Origin of the sequence: Proteus sp. PR00224 (assembly GCF_016238105.1) — a bacterium.
Lineage (GTDB): Bacteria > Pseudomonadota > Gammaproteobacteria > Enterobacterales > Enterobacteriaceae > Proteus.
Map to the genome: position 1 here is coordinate 193,613 of NZ_JAEHQU010000007.1, position 19,436 is coordinate 213,048.

General features: G+C 40.1%; 16 protein-coding genes and 4 tRNA genes. 2 read left to right on the plus strand and 18 right to left on the minus strand.

Annotated features, from left to right (window positions below):
• Window positions 1-339: 339 nt before the first annotated feature.
• The 18 genes from JEP71_RS13370 to trxA all read right to left on the minus strand — a co-directional run bounded on the left by JEP71_RS13370 (window position 340) and on the right by trxA (window position 16,477).
• Window positions 340-416 (minus strand) — tRNA-Pro (locus JEP71_RS13370).
• A gap of 28 nt (window positions 417-444) precedes the next feature.
• Window positions 445-531: transfer RNA gene (locus tag JEP71_RS13375), tRNA-Leu, on the minus strand.
• Window positions 532-553: 22 nt separating this feature from the next.
• A tRNA-His gene (locus JEP71_RS13380) sits at window positions 554-629 on the minus strand.
• A gap of 64 nt (window positions 630-693) precedes the next feature.
• Window positions 694-770 (minus strand) — tRNA-Arg (locus tag JEP71_RS13385).
• Window positions 771-996: 226 nt separating this feature from the next.
• Window positions 997-1,734 (minus strand): lipopolysaccharide N-acetylmannosaminouronosyltransferase, encoded by a 738-nt coding sequence (wecG, locus tag JEP71_RS13390; RefSeq protein WP_099076342.1) that lies wholly within the window; start codon window positions 1,732-1,734, stop codon window positions 997-999.
• Complete coding sequence (gene wzyE, locus JEP71_RS13395) at window positions 1,734-3,098, minus strand: ECA oligosaccharide polymerase (protein WP_198620249.1); 1,365 nt, start codon at window positions 3,096-3,098, stop codon at window positions 1,734-1,736. The genes wecG and wzyE overlap by 1 nt, the downstream gene beginning before the upstream one ends.
• Entirely contained in the window at window positions 3,095-4,180 is a 1,086-nt protein-coding gene (locus JEP71_RS13400) for a TDP-N-acetylfucosamine:lipid II N-acetylfucosaminyltransferase (protein ID WP_198626375.1), read from the minus strand. Before JEP71_RS13400 ends, wzyE begins: the two co-directional genes overlap by 4 nt.
• Window positions 4,177-5,433 carry a lipid III flippase WzxE gene (gene wzxE, locus JEP71_RS13405; protein WP_196534386.1) on the minus strand — a complete coding sequence of 419 codons (1,257 nt, stop codon included), beginning with the start codon at window positions 5,431-5,433 and terminating at the stop codon, window positions 4,177-4,179. Before wzxE ends, JEP71_RS13400 begins: the two co-directional genes overlap by 4 nt.
• Before the next feature lie 2 nt (window positions 5,434-5,435).
• Window positions 5,436-6,566, minus strand: coding sequence for a dTDP-4-amino-4,6-dideoxygalactose transaminase (gene rffA, locus JEP71_RS13410; RefSeq protein WP_198620252.1), 1,131 nt, complete (start codon window positions 6,564-6,566; stop codon window positions 5,436-5,438).
• Window position 6,567: 1 nt separating this feature from the next.
• Window positions 6,568-7,281: a dTDP-4-amino-4,6-dideoxy-D-galactose acyltransferase gene (rffC, locus tag JEP71_RS13415; protein WP_198626376.1), complete on the minus strand. Its 714-nt coding sequence runs from the start codon at window positions 7,279-7,281 to the stop codon at window positions 6,568-6,570.
• Window positions 7,259-8,140: a glucose-1-phosphate thymidylyltransferase RfbA gene (gene rfbA / locus JEP71_RS13420; protein ID WP_109372739.1), complete on the minus strand. Its 882-nt coding sequence runs from the start codon at window positions 8,138-8,140 to the stop codon at window positions 7,259-7,261. Before rfbA ends, rffC begins: the two co-directional genes overlap by 23 nt.
• A gap of 21 nt (window positions 8,141-8,161) precedes the next feature.
• On the minus strand, window positions 8,162-9,229 hold the full coding sequence (gene rffG, locus JEP71_RS13425; protein ID WP_109372763.1) for a dTDP-glucose 4,6-dehydratase: 1,068 nt from the start codon (window positions 9,227-9,229) through the stop codon (window positions 8,162-8,164).
• A complete protein-coding gene (wecC, locus tag JEP71_RS13430; RefSeq protein WP_109372740.1) occupies window positions 9,226-10,488 on the minus strand; it encodes a UDP-N-acetyl-D-mannosamine dehydrogenase in 1,263 nt (420 codons plus the stop codon). Before wecC ends, rffG begins: the two co-directional genes overlap by 4 nt.
• Window positions 10,485-11,615, minus strand: coding sequence for a non-hydrolyzing UDP-N-acetylglucosamine 2-epimerase (gene wecB, locus JEP71_RS13435; RefSeq protein WP_069369918.1), 1,131 nt, complete (start codon window positions 11,613-11,615; stop codon window positions 10,485-10,487). Before wecB ends, wecC begins: the two co-directional genes overlap by 4 nt.
• Window positions 11,616-11,742: 127 nt before the next feature.
• Window positions 11,743-12,801 carry an ECA polysaccharide chain length modulation protein gene (wzzE, locus tag JEP71_RS13440; RefSeq protein WP_109372741.1) on the minus strand — a complete coding sequence of 353 codons (1,059 nt, stop codon included), beginning with the start codon at window positions 12,799-12,801 and terminating at the stop codon, window positions 11,743-11,745.
• A gap of 24 nt (window positions 12,802-12,825) precedes the next feature.
• A complete protein-coding gene (gene wecA / locus JEP71_RS13445; protein ID WP_198620254.1) occupies window positions 12,826-13,914 on the minus strand; it encodes a UDP-N-acetylglucosamine--undecaprenyl-phosphate N-acetylglucosaminephosphotransferase in 1,089 nt (362 codons plus the stop codon).
• A 409-nt stretch (window positions 13,915-14,323) separates the two neighbouring features.
• Window positions 14,324-15,583 (minus strand): transcription termination factor Rho, encoded by a 1,260-nt coding sequence (rho, locus tag JEP71_RS13450; RefSeq protein WP_023583649.1) that lies wholly within the window; start codon window positions 15,581-15,583, stop codon window positions 14,324-14,326.
• Between the two features lie 567 nt (window positions 15,584-16,150).
• Complete coding sequence (gene trxA, locus JEP71_RS13455) at window positions 16,151-16,477, minus strand: thioredoxin TrxA (protein WP_006535838.1); 327 nt, start codon at window positions 16,475-16,477, stop codon at window positions 16,151-16,153.
• Between the two features lie 119 nt (window positions 16,478-16,596).
• Between trxA and rhlB the strand changes: the two genes are divergently transcribed.
• Window positions 16,597-17,901, plus strand: a complete 1,305-nt coding sequence (gene rhlB / locus JEP71_RS13460; RefSeq protein ID WP_160229885.1) for an ATP-dependent RNA helicase RhlB — start codon at window positions 16,597-16,599, stop codon at window positions 17,899-17,901.
• Between the two features lie 3 nt (window positions 17,902-17,904).
• Window positions 17,905-19,413, plus strand: a complete 1,509-nt coding sequence (gppA, locus tag JEP71_RS13465) for a guanosine-5'-triphosphate,3'-diphosphate diphosphatase (protein WP_109372744.1) — start codon at window positions 17,905-17,907, stop codon at window positions 19,411-19,413.
• Window positions 19,414-19,436 lie beyond the last annotated feature (23 nt).

Here is a 19,436-nt window from a genome sequence, read left to right on the forward strand (position 1 = left end):
AGTGTTGGCATTTACCGACAAATAAAACAAAAGACTTATATTTCATATAGTTAAAATCAATTATTTTACGTATTTAACTCATCTTTTTATGAAGATTAAAATTCGGTAATAAATTAAATTATTAATAACCCTTAAGTGACAAGGATGACATTTCCGTTAAAAACATCATTTTGGTTTTCTTATCTGGAACACATAACAAGAAATAAAAAATATGGATAAGAGTAACGACTTATAGAAGTAGAAGTAGAAGTAGAAGTAGAAGTAGATATGGTATAGCGGTTTTTAAAAAGTAAATCGTAGATACGAAAAAGCCTCGATATAATCGAGGCTTTTTCTTATTGGTCGGCGAGAGAGGATTCGAACCTCCGACCCACTGGTCCCAAACCAGTTGCGCTACCAGGCTGCGCTACTCGCCGTCTGCATCACTGCTCTTATCTTGTTTATTGGTGCGAAGGGGGGGACTTGAACCCCCACGTCCGTTAGAACACTAACACCTGAAGCTAGCGCGTCTACCAATTCCGCCACCCTCGCATAAACAATAACTAAGATAAGATGGGGTGGCTAATGGGACTCGAACCCACGACAACTGGAATCACAATCCAGGGCTCTACCAACTGAGCTATAGCCACCATAACAGCTATCTTATTACTTCTTACAACAACGCTCTTCACCGTAACTCTTAGCACGCTTTAATGGCGCGCCCGACAGGATTCGAACCTGAGACCTCTGCCTCCGGAGGGCAGCGCTCTATCCAGCTGAGCTACGGGCGCTTCACGCCGTTGCGGGAGAGGATAGTACGGATTTACGCTCTGTCTGTCTAGTGCTTTTTGAAAAAAAAAGTTTGTTTGACGATAGTTTGTGCATTTCGTCGATAAATGGAGCGTTTTTACACGCTAAACGCCCCGTCAGTATAATAATTAAACAAGTAAGATGCTAGATAAATGCATGAATAAATCATTTAATCAGCCCCACCTAACAAAAAAGACGCTATTACTATTACAATTTATTGGAATAATAATACCCAACGAATTTTAACAGCTTAAATTGACGCTTAATTCGACTTGGTTGTGATAACAAACGATATAACCACTCTAATCCAAGATTTTGCCATGCTTTTGGTGCTCTCTTAACATGACCCGTAAACACATCATAAGTCCCACCGACACCCATATATAATGCATCAGGATAAATTTCACGACATGCACGAATAAACAACTCTTGCTTAGGTGATCCCATGGCTATAGTCACTATCTTCGCACCAGAGGCCTTTATACGCTCAAATAACGCCTCTCTATCTTGTGGTGTGAAGTAACCGTTCTGGCTACCCACAATGTTTACGTTCCACTGTGCTTTAAGCTTATCTTCGGTTTGCGAAAGAATTTCAGGTTTACCACCGACAAGAAAGACAGGTGTTCCCTCTTTACCTGCTCTTTCCATTAACGCTTCCCATAAATCCGCACCAGCAATACGAGAAACATTTGCATCAGGATATTTACGACGAATACCTCGCACAACACTGATACCATCTGCATAAAGATAATCAGCTTCATTGAGTAGCTCATTGAGTGCTGAGTCTGTTTCTGCTGTGAGAATTTTTTCTGCGTTAATGGCAATCAAAGAGCCACTTTTTATTTGTGCTCCTTCATAGAGATAATCCAGAAAATGAGCCATATCGCGAAATCCCCAGATATTATGTCCACGGATTGAATACTTCGGAATTGAATTGGATCCCATTACTTTTCCTTTTTCTCTAAACGAGGTTCACTTTGTAGTTGACGAGTCACGTAATTGCGTACCAATCCCGCACTTTCAAATAACCAATAAAGCAGTTTTGCGACCACTAAACATAAACCAAAAACTAAACAGAAGAACACAACACGAGAGACGAACGAATCGACCCCTTCTCGTGCTAAAACAATCATATTAAAAATCGCCCCAAAGCAAAAAGCTTGTAAGATAGCGGACTTATAGCGATTGCTCTCACTCAACCCTTGCTGGTATAGCCAATCAAACCATTTAATAATCAACCCGACTACGATGGCACCTAATGGGATAAAGACAACGCCCCCCATCACAACCAACGAGCCAATTAAGGTTGGCGAAATAGCAAGACCCGCATGGTAATTAAGCACTTCCCACGTAAAGTAATTTGCAGAGTTCAGTACAACATCTGGGCGTTCAGGCCAAACCCAAGAAGGAATAAAAACATAAAAATCACGAATTATCGGAGCAAGTCCTTGGAACTCAATCTTGTCATAGTTATCAAGTAACAACGCTAAGTTTTCCCAAGGAGAGAACGTATCACGAGTAAGGTACAAGAAAGTATAGAATGCCTCGGCACCACTCACATCAAGACCATAGCGTTTTAATGCCAACCAGAACATTCCAACGATACTCATAACCCCCGCTGCAACCAGCATCCACAAGGTTATCCAGCCACGAACAATACCGATAAACAAAAACAGCGCAAAAGCGATGATGATATTGGCGCGCGTTCCACCCACGATAATGTAAGTTAAGATCCCAAAACCTACCGTCGCACAAAGGAAGAAAATCCAGCGTTGTTGCGTTGGTTTTAAGAAATAAACCACCAGCATTGCGGGAATAAAGAAATAGAAAAAGCGCTTAAGCGCGACACCTGACACTTGGCTTGAAAAAATTTGGCTATACGTTTTGAGCTTAAAGAGTAAAAAGCCATTTTGCAGAAAGAAAATTCCGACGGTTACAAATGCGATTAATGCCAATAAAATCCAAGTGAGGTTGGTTTCTACTCTATTCATGGTAAATAACGACCTAGAAGGGCCGCTAACCGGTTTTCTCAACCTTACCTTATAAGTGACATAATAAATGGCATAGAAGCAGGTAGAAGCTAATAGCGCGTATAATAATGAATCAACCGGTACAACTGCGACATCAAATTGGAATACCAACATACAAGTCAGTGGAAAACCAAAATAAAAGGTCAGCAGATAGAGCATTGAGAAAAAAACATTAAAATTAAAGCGAACTCGACGAAATTCTTGATAAGTCAGCAATAAAATAAAACTTAAAGAGATAAAATAAACAAGTGCTAAGCCACCCAGTTCCGCCAATGTCATTGCGGCTCTCCTGTACTCATCTCAATTAGCTCTTTCCATCCGTCCGTAAAATTAGGCGCAAAGAAGGCAATATTTTGGCGATCAAGCATCAGTAATTGACGTTTAGCCTCTTCAATTAGCGCAACATCTAATTTATCACCCGAGAAAAAAACAGGAACATTTTGCTCAGTTAAATCCTGCCAAAATGGGTTTTGACGACTAATAACAAAAGGGATCGCAAATTGAATAAGCAGACAAAGCGTGCCGATACCTTGTTGACGATGGAAAATAAAATAGCCTAAATCACATGTTTTCAATAACGTAAGATAATCATCAAATGCCAATTTATCACGTAATATTTCAACCTGATTATATGGAAGCAACTGGCCAGCTGCTTGGGTTACTTCATCAATATAAACGTGATTATTTTCAGGATATCCCATTGGAATAATCACTTTTGCGCGTGTTCCATATTGCTCTGCAATCGCCTGTAAAGCTTCAATATGACGATTCGATCTATCCCCTGAATTACCCACAATAATGGTGATTTGTTTTTCATCAATAGGCGCTTTTTCTGTTACCGTCAGCGTAGGATCCATTCTTGTTGGAAAATAGAGCAAACTGGCTGGAATATTAACGTTAAATTGCGCGAAGTAATTTAGATCACCTCGTGTACCAAATACTCGCCCCACACGCTTTTGAGCAAGTTTACGAAGAAGATAAAAGAGTCTAAATTTTAGCTGTTTAGAATCCTGATATAAATCAGCACCCCAAATATGCCACCAAAATTGATGACGTTTAATCTTGCCAGTCAATAATGCCAGCCAAATAGGCGCATTAAACTGACCTAAAAAAAGGAATCGTTGGTGAGTATCGGCTTTTGCCAATGTAACCACTCTCTGTGCAACCTGCTTTTTATCAGCTAAACACTCAATATCTAAAGCTGGATAGCTTTCTTGCAGTGAAGTATTTTTACTGGCAACGATAAAACGAGGTTTATACGTTAACCCCGCCTCAGTCACGAGGTGGTCGTTAAAAAACCGTAACATTGTGTTGTTATGATGCACAATGTCTGAACCTAGTACGTAAATCAAAGTTGTCATTTGCGCCTGCAATAAATCACGAAAACAGAACTACAGAGAAGGAAGTAAATAATATACGTTGCCATATAGGCTTGAGCTGCACCCAGTGCGCCATGCTCAGGAATAAGCCAACGCGAAAATAGCGTTAATAAGGCAAACTGGCTTACTTCTGTAAGGATATAAAAACGTAGTGCCGCTTTTGCAATGACAAGATAGCCAAAGACATAGGCGCCTACTTTTAAAACATCACCGACAAGTTGCCATGCAAATAAATCACGCATAGCGACAAATTTATCTGAAAACAGTAACCAAATCGCAAAATCACGTAATAACCACACCATAAAGCTGGCAACAGCAACCGCAGGTAATACAAACTTCAGCGACTTTACTATCTCTTTAGTGATATCACTCTTTTGTGTTAATCGAGAGAGGGTTGGCAGTAAATAAACAGAGAAAGATGCCGTAATAAATTGTAAGTAAGCATCTGAAATGCTACTCACGCCTTGCCAAATCCCAACCTCATCCCAGCTATAATGTTTAGCCAATAGATTACGCATCATGATATAAGCGACTGGGAGCGTAATAGAGGTCAAAATAGCCATAATAGTAAATTTGCCAAGATGGCTGGCAATCGCTTTATCCCAGTGGGGTTTCAGCTCACTCAACGCGAAGCGTTTACGCTTTACTACTAAAAATGTAGCAGGAAATAAAATAAGTGCAGGCACTAATGCTAGTCCAATTAATGCACCGTGATAACCCGCAAATAAATAGCATAAATAATAAGCAACAACACCAATAATGCTACCTGCAATCACTGATAAGGCATTACCTGCCGCATCACGATAACCTTTTAATATGGCAAGAAAATAATTGCTATATGCAATTCCCATTTGAATAAAAGCAACAGCTCTTACAATATCCTGATATTGATGATAATCATCACCAAATAACACTTGGCTAATGGGGGCAGAAAAAAGAAGAAATAAAATAGCTAATAGTGTGGAAAACAGCAAAATCATGGATGATGAAGTACCCAACACTTTTTTGCGTTGAATATCATCATCTTGATATTGTGCGATTAATTTCGTCACACCATTAAAAATACCCGCACCAGACAAGACGCCTAGTACGGTGATTAATTGACGAAAGTTACCCGCTAATCCGACTCCTGTTGGACCAAAAGAGACAGCAAGTAACTTAACGACAAGCAGACCAGCCCCGATTTTTATCAGGGTTGATCCGGCTGTCCAAATTGATGCTTTGGCTAATGACATAATTAAGCAAAAAAGTCGCGAATATGACCAATAACAGTCTGTTGCTCTTCTTCTGTCATGTTGTAGAACATAGGTAAACGCACTAAACGCTCACTTTCTCGCGTTGTGAAAATATCTTCACCGTCAAAGCGACCAAACTTCATACCTGCTGGGCTGGTATGTAATGACACATAGTGGAATACCGTTAAGACACCATGCTCTTTCATGTAGTCATTAAACGCGGTACGTTGCTCGATATCTTTCAGTTTGATATAGAACATATGTGCATTGTGTTCTAACCCTTCAGGAACGATTGGAAGCGCCAATAAGCCTTTTTCTGCTAATGGTGTCAATGCATCATAGTAAATCTGCCAAAATGCTAAACGACGCTCATTAATTTTTTCAGCTTCTTCAAGTTGAGCCCACAGATAAGCTGCTTGTAAGTCTGACATTAAATAGCTAGAACCAATATCTCGCCAAGTATATTTATCTACCTGACCACGGAAAAATTGGCTGCGGTTAGTGCCTTTTTCACGGATAACTTCTGCGCGATTGATTAAATCAGGATCGTTAATTAACGTTGCACCACCCTCACCACCTGATGAGTAGTTTTTAGTCTCATGGAAGCTATAACAACCAATATGACCAATCGTGCCAAGCGCTTTGCCCTTGTAAGTTGACATGACACCTTGTGCAGCATCTTCAATCACGAATAGATTATGTCTTTTCGCAATCGCCATAATGGTATCCATTTCACACGCAACACCTGCGTAATGAACAGGCACTATCGCGCGCGTTTTATTTGTGATTGCTGCTTCAATTTTTGTTTCATCAATATTCATAGTATCTGGACGAATATCAACGAAAACAATCGTTGCGCCACGTAATACAAACGCATTAGAGGTCGAAACAAAGGTAAAACTTGGCATGATAACTTCATCGCCAGGCTTGATATCTAATAAGATGGCAGCCATTTCAAGCGATGCTGTACAAGAAGGCGTTAACAGCGTTTTATGACAATGAAATTGTTCTTCTAACCACTTTTCACATTTCTTTGTGAAATTGCCATCACCACAGAGCTTGCCACTTTCCATAGCCTGTTTCATATATTCTAATTCTGTGCCGACAACGGGTGGTTTATTAAACGGAATCATATTATCCCCTGTATAACCAATAAGTGGTGCTCTCTATTAAGCCCCCACTGTGTGTGTATAAACGCGAAGCTGCAATATTGCTGATCTGTGTTGCAACATATAAGGTTGAAATACTTTGTTGTTGACACCAAAACTTCGCGACCGACATCAGTTGTTTACCAATGCCTTGTCCTATTCTGTTGGGCATTACTGCGAGTAATCCCACTCTTGCTTCACTTTCAGATATTTGACGTAAAGTGACAAAACCACTCACGTTATTTTCAGCATCACAAGTCAGTAAACAGATATCATCGAACGTACCTAACACTGCTTTTTTAACCCATAATGCATAAAAACGACTGCTATCGCCTTCTTGATACCAAGGTGTTCTAAAACGACTTTGTACAAAAGCTTCTGAAGCCGTTGCCATCAATAAATCGATGTCATCTTCATTGGCTTTTCTAAAACAATATTCCGTCGCTTTCTTACAAGCATTTTCTGTGCCAATTGAAAGTTTAAAATCAATTTCACCTTCCGCAAATTGAAAACCTAATTGGCTGAGTTTATCGATGAGAGAAAGCTCATGAGATGCGACTTTAGCTTGAACTACAGCAAAAGCGTCAAGTTGTTCGTCTGTTAACACGGGCGCTTGTGTATCAAACTCAAGGCGCCCTGTTTTGAGGGAGAAATACTCACTTTCCCACTCAAGATAATTAATATTGGCGAGGACGGACATGTAATAAATCCAATAGATAGCGGCCATAACCTGTTTTAGACAGTGATTTTGCGCTTTCTCTTACTTGGTCATCACTGAGCCAACCATTGCGCCAAGCAATCTCTTCAAGACACGCCACTTTAAATCCTTGGCGTTTTTCAACGGTTTGAACAAAGGTACTGGCTTCAATTAAACTATCGTGAGTTCCGGTATCTAACCACGCAAAACCACGTCCCAGTAGTTCAACGTTAAGCTCACCACATTCAAGATACATCTGATTAATCGACGTAATTTCTAATTCACCACGAATCGAAGGTTTGACTCGTTTGGCAAAATCAACCACACGGTTATCGTAGAAATAAAGCCCTGTCACCGCCCAATTAGACTTAGGCTGTTCTGGTTTCTCTTCAATGGATAACACTTTGAAATCATCGTCAAATTCAACGACACCAAATCGCTCAGGATCCATCACTTGATAACCAAACACAGTTGCACCACGTTCACGTTGTGCAACTTGTTTCAGTTTTGGACTAAACCCTTGACCAAAATAGATATTATCGCCTAAAACTAAACAGCAATGGTCATCACCAATAAATTCCTCGCCCAAAATAAAGGCTTGGGCTAAGCCATCAGGAGATGGCTGAATTTTATATTGAAGACGAACACCAAATGCAGAACCATCACCCAATAAGCGCTGAAATGAGGTCATATCATCTGGTGTTGTGATGATCAAAATATCTCGAATGCCAGCAAGCATCAGAACTGAAAGCGGATAATAGATCATGGGCTTATCATAGATAGGCAATAACTGCTTCGATACCCCTTTGGTTATCGGATGCAATCGTGTACCAGAACCACCCGCTAAAATAATACCTTTCATCATTTATCCTTCTTTACTTAATCAGTTCCCAAGCCCTAGACGTTCACCTGCATAAGAGCCATCAAGCACACGTTTCCACCAAGTTTCGTTATTTAAATACCACAACACGGTTTTACGAATGCCTGATTCAAATGTCTCTTCTGGTTTCCAACCTAATTCAGCTTCAATTTTCGCTGCATCAATGGCGTAACGTAGATCATGACCCGGTCTGTCTTTCACATACGTGATTAAATCAACATATTGAGCAACGCCTGCGGGTTTGTTCGGGTATAGCTCTTCAAGTAACGCACAAATTGTTTTCACAACATCAATATTACGACGCTCATTATGACCGCCAATATTGTAGGTTTTACCCGGTGTTGCCGTTGTTGCGACTAAATAAAGCGCACGAGCATGATCTTCAACATAGAGCCAATCACGGATCTGTTCACCTTTACCATAAACAGGTAATGGTTTTCCTGAAATCGCATTTAAGATAATTAATGGGATTAATTTTTCAGGAAAATGGTAAGGACCATAGTTATTTGAGCAATTGGTAATTACAGTTGGTAAGCCATAAGTCCGTAACCAAGCACGCACTAAGTGGTCACTTGAGGCCTTAGAAGCAGAATATGGGCTACTTGGTGCATAAGGCGTTGTTTCAGTGAAGAAGTCGTCTGTACCTTCTAAATCGCCATACACTTCATCTGTTGAGATATGGTGGAACCGAAATGCCGTTTTCTTTTCTTGTGGTAAAACTTGCCAAAAGTGGCGAGCTGCTTCCAATAAGGTGTAAGTGCCAACAATATTGGTTTCAATAAACGCAGCAGGACCATCAATAGAGCGGTCAACATGGCTTTCTGCCGCTAAGTGCATCACAACATCTGGCTGATATTGAGCAAATAAGCGGTCAAGCTCGGCTCTATCACAGATATCGACTTGCTCAAAAGCATAACGTTCACTGTCGGCTACAGTTGCTAATGACTCTAAATTACCGGCATAAGTTAGTTTATCCACCACAACAACGCTGTCATTGGTGTTTTCAATAATATGTCGAACAACAGCAGAGCCGATAAAACCGGCTCCGCCTGTCACTAGAATGCGTTTCAACGCCATACTCCTTTAGTATCTACAATCCATTTTTGAGTGATTTTACTACCAGGGATCGCTTTAAATTGTTGGTGATCAACTAACATTAAGACAATATCAGCGTCTTTCAGAGCTTGTTCTGTTGATACTAACTCTGTGATCCCTTTCAGTTTTGTTGGTAATTCATGAATATTAGGTTCAACCGCCAACGTAGTACCACTGTGCCAATCAGCAACTTGTTTAGTGATATTCATTGCTGGGCTTTCACGTAAGTCATCGATATTAGGCTTAAAGGCTAAACCAAAGCAGGCAATTTTAATTTCGTTTGCACGTTTACCTGTTTCAGTAAGGCAATCTGCAACAGCGGCTTTAACTTGATCGATAACCCACACTGGTTTGCCATCATTGACTAAACGCGCAGTGTGAATTAAACGAGATTGTTTTGGATTTTGTGACACGATAAACCAAGGGTCAACAGCGATACAGTGTCCGCCAACGCCTGGACCTGGTTGTAAAATATTGACGCGAGGATGGCGGTTCGCCAAGCTAATTAGCTCCCACACATTAATATCTTGGTCAGCGCAGATCAGTGATAATTCATTAGCAAACGCAATATTAACATCACGGAAGCTATTTTCAGTCAGCTTACACATTTCTGCGGTACGTGCATTGGTGATAACACATTCACCTTCAAGGAAAATTTTGTACAACTCACTCGCACGTTCTGAAGATTTACGGTTCATCCCACCGACAACACGGTCATTGCGGATAAGTTCAATCATCACTTGACCCGGTAATACACGCTCAGGGCAGTAAGCAACATCGATATCAGCATCTTCACCTTGTTGATGAGGGAAAGTTAAATCTGGGCGAGCTTCTGCTAACCACTCTGCCATTTTTTCAGTAGAACCAACTGGTGAGGTTGATTCTAGAATAATAAGATCACCTTTCTTCAGTACAGGTGCGATAGAGCGGGCAGCTGCTTCAACATAAGCCAAATCAGGCTCATGCTCACCTTTAAATGGTGTAGGTACAGCAATAAGGTAAGCATCTGCTGGTTGTGGCGTGGTATAGGCTTTTAAATGACCTTCTTCAACCGCTTGTTTAACGACTTTATCAAGATCAGGCTCAACAATGTGAATTTGACCTTTATTAATCGTATCAACTGCATGCTGATTAACATCAACACCGATGACGCTTTTTTTACGAGAGGCAAAAGCTGCCGCTGTAGGTAAACCAATGTAGCCGAGGCCGATAACAGAAATAGTTTCAAAACTCATAATGTCACCTGATTTTTTTTCAATGCTTCAAGAATACGTTGGCAGGCATGACCATCACCGTAAGGGTTTGTCGCCTTACTCATTTGGTGATACGCGTTTTCGTCTGTCAATAAAGAAGTTACTTCGCTAACAATACGTTTAGTATCTGTTCCGACTAAACGAACAGAGCCCGCCTCAACAGCTTCTGGGCGTTCTGTTGTGTCTCGCATTACAAGAACAGGCTTACCTAATGAAGGAGCTTCTTCTTGAATTCCACCAGAGTCGGTCAAAATAAGGTAAGCATGGTTCATTAAGTAAACGAATGGGAGATAATCTTGTGGCTGGATCAGCTTAATATTATCAATACCATGAAGGATCCGTTGAACAGGCTCACTCACATTAGGATTTAAGTGAACAGGATAAACAACTTCTACATCAGGGTGTGCTAATGCAATTTCAGCTAAAGCTTGGCAGATACGTTCAAAACCACCACCAAAGCTTTCTCGACGATGTCCTGTTACCAAGATCATTTTCTTATCAGGCTGAATAAATGGATAGTTTACAGCAAGCTCATTTAAGAGTGTTTGATTGCCCATCACTCTGTCACTTACCCAAAACAACGCATCAATTACCGTATTCCCCGTGACAAAAATATTTTTATCCGCAACCGCTTCTCGTACCAAATTTAATTTTGCAGTTTCTGTTGGTGCGAAATGATACATTGCAAGATGACCTGCAATAGTACGGTTTGCCTCTTCAGGCCAAGGGGAGTAAAGATTGCCAGTACGTAGCCCAGCCTCCACATGACCAACGGGAATTCGTTGATAAAATGCGGCTAAACTTGCTGCCATGGTCGTTGTTGTATCACCATGTACCAAAACAACATCAGGTTGAAATGACGCTAATACCGGTTTTAACCCTTCTAAAATACGACAGGTAATATCCGTTAAATCTTGTCCTGGTTTCATAATATTGAGATCGTAATCTGGTTTGATCTCAAAAAGATTTAATACCTGATCAAGCATTTCTCGATGTTGGGCCGTAACACATACCTTCGCTTCAAACGAATCATCATTTGCTAAAGCGTGCACTAAAGGTGCCATTTTTATCGCTTCAGGGCGTGTGCCAAAAACAGTCAACACTTTCACAGTGGCTCTCTTTTTTTTCATTGTTATATCGCTTATTTTTGGGAAAGCAATATGCCCTTATTCTCAATACATCAAGTGCCGAAACACCTGATGTCTCGTTATTGTCATCAATGACAAAATTTAATTATTATTTTTTTAATGAACTGCGTCTTACTAATGCAACACCTGCACCCGCTAAAATACCAATAGCGCCCCAAAGTACCATCATAAAGGCACGGCGAGGACTATCACGTTTCACAGGATCTTCAGGGGTACGTAGAAAACGGTAAGTTTGGAAGCTGTCTTGTAATTTGGCGCCCACAGCAAGGGTCGCTAACATTGCCGTATTTTGATCATAATCACTATCAAAATCAGCACCTGTTGCAACTAAAGTTTCTAGCTGTGATTGCAACAGCGGGACACCTAACAAAAACAGTTTAGAATCTGGTAACTCATCAATCGCAATCGAGGTTTGTTTTTGAGAAATACCTTGTTTCTCAGCCACTTTGATTGATTGCTCTAATAAGTTAATTTGGCGTTGATACGCAGATTGAGCCGCCATTTCTTGACGTTTAACTAGCGCTTTCATTGATTGAGTTCTAGTTGCCCAAGCTGTTATCACTTCATCATTAAGATGGGTAGCTGCTCTCTTATTAGCAAAAGCAATATACTCATTTAATAATTGGCTCGCTTCTTTTGATGTTTCCGCAATAAGTTTTAGTTGATCATTAACTAATTTTTTCTCATCGGCAGGCGTAAATTGAATATTGTTAATTAACTCATCCAATAACGCAGCATTAGCCTGTTCATCACTCTCTTTGCGCTGTTTAAAATAATCCGTTTGCAACCAAAATTCACGACGTGTATCAAACGCCGCGATTTGAGTAATAAACTCTTGATAAGCTTCATCTGAAATAGTTAAAGCTGAGGTTTGTGCAGCAGGATTAATCTGTGTATCAAGATTGCGCAAAAACTGAGATTGCGAATAATAACTGCCTAAGTTATTAATCGTTGGTTTCTCTGTCATTGCAATTGCACTCCATTTAGGTTGCATCAAATAAGATGCACCGAGTGCAATCACTGCAAAAAGCAGAGCGAACCCTATAATCCAGCTTTTTCCTGACCAAAGTGCACAAAAAAGACCTCGAATATCGAGTTCATTATCTGGCTGTTCACCCTGTCGGGAGGCGTTATTTTCCGAGTTCATCACGTTAAAAAACCTCTGCTTATATTAATGCTGTTGTGTTGCTCTACGTAAGCGACGCTTATGTCGTTTAATAAAACGAGCGACTCGCCACGCGCGTTTAATACAATAACCATACATAACAAATGCAAGCAAGAATAATGCCAACATAAACCATTCAGGTACAAATGATAGGTTTTGACCGATAATACCAATTGCGGCTAATAAAGCTGCCGCCAACGTAATTAAAATAAAGGCTTGGCGAGAGGTAAACCCTGCACGCATAATCAAGTGGTGGATATGTTGACGGTCTGGTGAGAAAGGGCTCATCCCTTTGCGTAAACGACGGTACATAATTGCCACCATATCCATAAGAGGGATAGCAATTATCCATAATGCGGTTACCGCTTTAACAGGGCGAGGTTGAGTTTGTGTTGATGCGACCAATAACCAAATAATGGTAAATCCAATCAGTGTGCTTCCCGCATCTCCCATAAAGACTTTGAATTTTTTACCGCATAACCCTAAGTTTAAAAGGATATAAGGTAGAATTGCCGCGATAAATGAGAAGCACCAGAATGCAAGAGCTGAATTGCCACTTTGATATAATAAAATACCAAGCGCGCCAAAAGAGACACAAGAAAGACCACCTAATAACCCATCAATACCATCAACCATATTAAAGGCATTGATTGCTGCCCAAACAGCGAAAAGTGTAACAATATAGCCGAAAGGCCCTAAATGCATTTCCCAAGGACCAAAAGCATGACCCAGAGTGTCAAGTTTTAACCCTGCACCCACCATCATTACGATCCCAACAAAAGCCTGAATTGTAGCTCTAATTTTGACACTAATATCAAAGCGATCATCTAAAGCACCGATAAAAACAAGAAGTCCCGCACAAGCCAGATACAGTTCCTTATGAGGAATATAGATATCTGCAATATAAAATGCGAAAACAATACCAAAATAGACTGATATTCCGCCAACTAAGGGGATCAATCCATGATGTTTTTTACGATAATTCGGTTTATCCACGAGTCCAATTTTCTTTGCAATTTTACGAGCCAAAAATAAAAAAGCGAAAGAAAATAAGAACACATAAAAAATGCTTGTGCTCATTTTTAGTATATCCACAGTACTTGTTCTCTATAATAAATATAGCTGGTTATTTTACGCTTCCATGTGTTTTTATTCTTTTTTCCAGCCTCACCACGACGAGTTCATTCAAAACCCACCACCCTTCATCAATTATAAGTTTTCCTTAACTATTTTTATTGATGCCATCGCTATTTTTATCAATTACCAAAACATGCAATATATATACCAACATCGCGCTAAAATATTGCAATCTAAAATTGAATTACATCCATAAAAAACAAAAAAACGCCACAACTATTGTGGCGTTTTCATCATATCGTCATTCTTACAAAGTAAATGAGCTTAACAGCATATAAATTGAGGTGATATTACTTATTCTGTAACAGAGCACACTATTTTAATATTTTATATCCTATTCTCAGCTCAATCACTTTGCTAATACCCTTTATGAACGTTTCATAAAGTCGAAGAATTCTTCATTTGTCTTAGTCATTGCTAACTTGTTAATGAGGAATTCCATTGCGTCAATTTCACCCATTGGATGAATAATTTTACGCAGGATCCACATTTTTTGTAGCTCATCTTGAGACGTCAGTAACTCTTCTTTACGTGTACCAGAACGATTGTAATCAATCGCAGGGAAAACACGTTTCTCAGCAATTTTACGAGACAGGTGTAATTCCATATTACCTGTACCCTTAAATTCTTCGTAGATAACTTCGTCCATCTTAGAACCCGTATCGACTAATGCTGTTGCAATGATAGTCAAGCTACCACCTTCTTCAACATTACGAGCCGCACCGAAGAAACGTTTAGGACGATGTAATGCGTTTGCATCCACACCACCTGTTAACACTTTACCTGATGAAGGAACAACTGTGTTATAAGCACGCGCTAAACGTGTGATGGAGTCTAACAGGATGATAACGTCTTTTTTATGCTCAACTAAACGCTTCGCTTTTTCAATCACCATTTCTGCAACTTGTACGTGGCGAGAAGCTGGCTCGTCAAAGGTTGAAGCAATAACTTCCCCTTTTACTAAGCGTTGCATTTCTGTCACTTCTTCTGGACGTTCATCAATCAGAAGTACCATTAATACGCAATCTGGGTAGTTATGAGCAATATTTGCTGCAATGTTTTGCAGCAACATGGTTTTACCCGCTTTTGGTGGAGCAACGATAAGACCACGTTGACCACGGCCAATTGGTGCCGCTAAGTCAAGAACACGCGCGGTTAAGTCTTCTGTTGAACCATTACCACGTTCCATGCGTAAACGATTATTAGCATGTAAAGGTGTTAAGTTTTCAAAGAGGATTTTACTGCGGGCATTTTCTGGCTTATCAAAGTTAACTTCATTAACTTTTAGGAGGGCAAAATAGCGTTCACCTTCTTTAGGAGGACGAATTTTCCCTGCGATGGTGTCACCAGTGCGAAGGTTAAAACGGCGAATTTGACTTGGAGAAACGTAGATATCATCGGGACCAGCAAGGTAGGAACTGTCTGCGGAACGTAGGAAGCCGAAGCCATCCTGCAATATTTCCAGCACACCGTCACCGAAAATATCTTCTCCACTTTTCGCGTGTTGCTTCAAGATAGAGAAAATAATGTCTTGCTTTCTCATTCGAGCCAGATTCTCTAGCCCCATATTTTCGCCAAGTGCTATCAGTTCTGATACCGGCGTATTTTTTAATTCGGTAAGATTCATAATGGTGGGTTCTTAATAACTCGGGGTAACTCTCGAACTATGAACGTGAATAGTATAACAGCGAATCGCTGTCAGTTTCGTCATGTGTAAAATTACAGATTATAACTTTCTAACATAAGGGTATAACTAAAATGATAATGTTAGAGAGTGTTAATACTATTAGACCAGTCTGCTTTATCCCAGAAAAGTGACATTCATTTTCGCGATGTATGAGTGTACTTTCAACTTATGGGTTAGGAACATACTTTGGAAAAATTTATATTCCCTGAATACTATAGATTATTCTAAGGCAACTTGACTGGTTAGATGAATTCAGATTACTTATATTAAATATCATATTAGATTAAATATCATATCATGTTATTCAATTCTATTACTTTGCACGCTTGATATTCAATATCTCAGACTTATTTAATCGTGTCTAATCATATTGACAAGTAGATCCGATATATTATGTAAGTAAGTGGCGCTAACTTATCATGCTTCGAAGCGGACGTCTAGCTGTCAATAACAGAAATACTGACAAGGTCTAAACGTCCTACTTTTATTTTTGATATCTAAATCAAATTAGATATTTTCGTCTAAAAACTCTTTCAGTTGAGTTTTTGACAATGCGCCTACTTTAGTCGCAGCAACTGCACCGTTTTTGAATAAAATCAGTGTAGGAATACCGCGAATACCGTATTTTGGTGCTGTCAGCGGGTTTTGATCGATGTTTAGCTTAGCAACTGTTAATTTACCAGCGTATTCTGTTGCAACTTCATCTAGAATAGGAGCAATCATTTTACATGGGCCACACCATTCAGCCCAGAAATCAACGAGCACAGGGCCGGTTGCATTTAATACATCAGCATCGAATTTGCTGTCAGATAAGTGAAGGATTTTATCGCTCATTGTTCTACTCCAAAGAATAATATTGACCGTACCAGTGTAACATTAAATAACAAAAGTCTGTCTGCATTTCAGCGGATAAACTTTTGTAATGCAACCCATAACTGATATTCTATTACATTATGAGCAAAACATATTTGACAGAAAAGAAGTTTTCCGACTTCGCCTTGCATCCAAAAGTGATAGAAGCCCTTGAGAAAAAAGGGTTCTCTAATTGTACACAAATTCAGGCATTGACGTTACCTATCACTGTGAAAGGTCAAGACATTGCCGGGCAAGCCCAAACAGGAACAGGCAAAACGTTGGCGTTTTTAACCTCAACGTTTCATTATCTTTTAACACACCCTGCTAAAGAAGGGCATGAAACCAATCAACCTCGTGCACTTATTATGGCGCCAACACGCGAATTAGCCGTGCAGATTTATTCTGATGCTAAAGAGCTTGCGCAAAATACAGGGATTAAAATGGGTCTCGCCTACGGTGGCGATGGCTATGACGAACAACTCAAAGTATTAAGTAATGGTGTCGATATTGTTATTGGCACAACAGGTCGTTTAATTGATTACGTTAAACAAGGCCATATTAACCTTAGCGCAATCCAAGTTGTGGTACTTGATGAAGCTGACAGAATGTACGATCTCGGCTTTATTAAAGATATTCGTTGGATTTTCCGTCGTATGCCAGTTGCAGCTGAGCGTATGAATATGCTGTTTTCTGCAACGCTTTCTTACCGCGTCAGAGAACTGGCTTTTGAGCAGATGAATAACCCTGAATATGTTGAAGTTGAACCTGAACAAAAAACAGGTTTTAGCATAAAAGAAGAACTCTTTTATCCTTCAAATGAAGAGAAAATGCGTCTTCTTCAAACATTAATTGAAGAAGAATGGCCAGATCGCTGTATCATTTTCGCCAATACAAAACATCGTTGTGATGACATTTGGGCACACCTTGCCGCAGATGGACACCGCGTTGGTTTATTAACAGGTGATGTTCCTCAGAAAAAACGTCTACGCATTTTAGAAGATTTTACCCAAGGTAATATTGATATTCTGGTTGCCACTGACGTTGCTGCTAGAGGTCTTCATATTCCATCAGTAACGCATGTTTTTAACTATGATTTACCTGATGATTGTGAAGATTATGTTCACCGTATTGGTAGAACAGGGCGTGCTGGAAATAGTGGTAACTCAATCAGTCTTGCATGTGAAGAATATGCACTGAATTTACCTGCAATTGAGACTTATATTCAACATGCTATTCCTGTGAGTAAATATAATAGTGATGCGTTATTAGCTGATCTTCCTGAGCCTAAACGCCGTCACCGTCCTCGCCAAGGTCAGCCTCGTCGCAATAATGCGCCAGTGCGAAATAATAGAGGAAATAATACTCAACGTAACAACCGAAATAAACGCCCGAGTCATCCATAAATTATGCTGAAATCCTCATCACTTTATGCTGCTATTGATTTAGGTTCTAACAGTTTTCATATGTTAGTCGTTCGAGAAATCGCGGGCTCTATACAAGTTCTTTCCCGCGTGAAACGTAAAGTTCGACTCGCTGCTGGCCTAAACAGTGAAAATGAATTGTCAGAGCAGGCAATGGAACGCGGTTGGCAATGTTTACGACTTTTTTCTGAATATCTACGTGATATTCCGACTGAACAAATCAGAGTCGTAGCAACAGCCACATTACGTATTGCTAAAAATGCAGATATTTTTGTCGCAAAAGCGTCTGAAATATTGGGCAATACTGTTCATGTTATTAGTGGTGAGGAAGAAGCACGCCTTATCTATCGTGGCGTTGCACATACCACTGGTGGTGCAGAGCAACGTTTAGTTGTCGATATTGGTGGTGGCAGCACAGAGCTGGTTACAGGTACTGGTGCTAAAACGACACAATTAATGAGCTTAAGTATGGGCTGTGTAACTTGGTTAGAGCGCTATTTTACTGATCGCTCTTTAACTCAAGAAAATTTTGCTAAAGCGCAAGACGCAGCCAAAGCGATACTCGCCCCAGTGGCGGATAAATTAATTGAGCAAGGCTGGCAAGTGTGTGTGGGCGCCTCTGGTACTGTACAGGCGTTGCAAGAGATCATGATTGCTCAAGGTATGGATGAATTAATCACCTTACCTAAGCTTGAGCGGCTCAAACACAAAGCCATTGAATGTGGAAAACTGGAAGAATTGGAAATTGAAGGGCTTACTTTTGAACGAGCCTTAGTGTTTCCGAGTGGGCTTGCTATCTTAATCGCCATATTTGAAACACTGCATATCGACAATATGATCTTAGCAGGTGGTGCATTACGAGAAGGCTTAGTCTATGGAATGTTGCATCTTCCTATTGAGCAAGATATTCGCCAACGTACTCTTCGTAATGTCCAGCGTCGGTTTCAGATTGATATTGAGCAAGCACACCGAGTTCAACAACTTGCAGAACACTTTTTTATCCAAGTCAGCAAGAGTTGGCAGTTAGATAATCGTTGCCGCGAGTTGCTTAATAGCGCTAGTGCATTACATGAAATTGGCCTAAGTGTTGATTTCCGCCAAGCACCTTCACATGCAAGCTATCTGATCTCTCATCTTGATTTACCAGGATATACACCGGCGCAACGACGTTTATTAGCTTCTTTGCTAAAAAACCAAACAGGGATCATCGATCTTGCACCTCTTAATCATCAAAATGCCCTACCGATAACTCAAGCCAATCGACTGGTGCGTTTACTGCGATTAGCCATCATTTTTGCTAGCCGTCGCCGTGATGATACGCTTCCTGCATTACGATTACGCACTGAAGATGAGAAGCTCATTATTACACTGCCATATCAATGGCTTAATGAGCATCCGTTACGTGCTGAAAATCTCCAAGAAGAGATCCAACTTCAGAGTTATGTCCATTGGTCTTTAATGATTGAAGAACAAAATAGCTCTCGTATAAGTTAACTTTTTTATTTATACAAAAATAA